This is a genomic window from Streptomyces sp. NPDC007205 (genome assembly GCF_040634095.1).
GTDB lineage: Bacteria > Actinomycetota > Actinomycetes > Streptomycetales > Streptomycetaceae > Streptomyces.
In genome coordinates this window covers 1-1,298 of sequence record NZ_JBEYEW010000186.1, presented here as the reverse complement: position 1 = coordinate 1,298, position 1,298 = coordinate 1, and the positions used below count along the sequence as shown (strand labels likewise).

Here is a 1,298-nt window from a genome sequence, read left to right as displayed (position 1 = left end):
CGGATCCTCCGCAAGGCCAGACTCAGCCCGAACGCACTCACGTCAACCACAAAGGCCATCCTCACCCTGGAGGCTCACCGTTGAAAAGGCTCCCGCATGGCCATGCGCGGCCGGCCCCTGCTCCAGATGCCCGGCCAGCGTCTCCAGACAACGCGGGGACCGACGGCATCGCGACCCGCTCGGACCGCGGGAGGCCAGAGCCTCACGACCGCCGTCCCGCCACAGCTGGTGCCACGGGTAGGCCGACTTCAGGCTCACCCGCAGGCGCCGATGCGACTCCCGGTGGCTTGATCTACTGCTCGAACAGTTCGGCTGCCTGCATCCGTACCAACTCCCGGCGCCGCCGACCCGCAGCGGTCAGAGCACACCCCATCCGCATATCTCACAACCCCACGGGATACAGCCACCGCACCGGGTCCTTCACAGACTTCGCGAAGCTCACCCTGACGAGCTGAAATCAGTAAGGCCTATGCTCCCCAATTGGCTCGCAGGCCGTAGCGCTGACGTACTGAGGGCCGTTCTTCCCCACTCCCAGCGGTGAGGGTGACCCTTCACCGTGACGGTACCTTGGTCAAACAGTTGGCCGGATTATGGCGCCGTAACGTTTTTGCCGCGGTGGTCGTTCTCCTCGCGAGATCCCGCACGGGTCAGCTCGTGTGCCTGAGTAAGGATCTCGGCTGCTTGACTGCACAGTCGGGAGCCTCTCTGGAGTCACGTCCGCTGTCACAGACGGCCCGCACCTGTGTTCCCGGCAGGTGCGGGTCAGCATGTCCGCACCTGCCGGCAGTAGTCAATTACCGCCAGCAGGGTCCTGAGTGACGGCCCTGCTGGCGAGCAACGAGGCTGCTGCCTCGATCCGAGGTCTCCGCACCTCTAACTGAATGAGTGTCTTCTACCGGCTTCTGAATTTACTGAAGTTTCCCTGTGAACGCCGGGAGAGCAAAAGAATGATCATCTCAACGAAGGAGAACATGATGAGTGGACGCCCTGCTTTTGCCACCGCTACCCTGGCTGCTGCTGCAGTCCTGGGATGCGCAAGCGCCGCAGTCGCTGACGGTAGCGCCGGCGGCACGGCCAATAATTCGCCCGGAATTGCGAGCGGCAACCTGGTTCAGGCGCCCGTACACGTGCCCGTGAACGCCTGCGGCACGACCGTTACGGTCGTTGGGGTCTTCAACCCCTCGGCCGACAACGTTTGCGGTTACTGACCTTCAAAGCGTGGTGTCGGCGGGGCTGGCGGTTCGTGATCCTTGCGGTATGCCGGCGGCATGAGGTATGCGCAAGGGGGCGGGCTGACC

At 63.8% G+C, this 1,298-nt stretch carries 1 protein-coding gene; it reads left to right on the top strand.

What is annotated here, in order from left to right:
- The first annotated feature begins 974 nt into the window (after nt 1–974).
- The gene (locus ABZ624_RS43130) at nt 975–1,208 is read left to right on the top strand and encodes a chaplin (RefSeq protein WP_360101261.1); all 234 of its coding nucleotides are present in this window, start codon (nt 975–977) and stop codon (nt 1,206–1,208) included.
- Nucleotides 1,209–1,298 lie beyond the last annotated feature (90 nt).

Coding starts and splice junctions, on each gene's coding strand:
- ABZ624_RS43130 (WP_360101261.1), top strand. CDS start 975: ATGAGTGGACGCCCTGCTTTTGCCACCGCTACCCTGGCTGCTGCTGCA.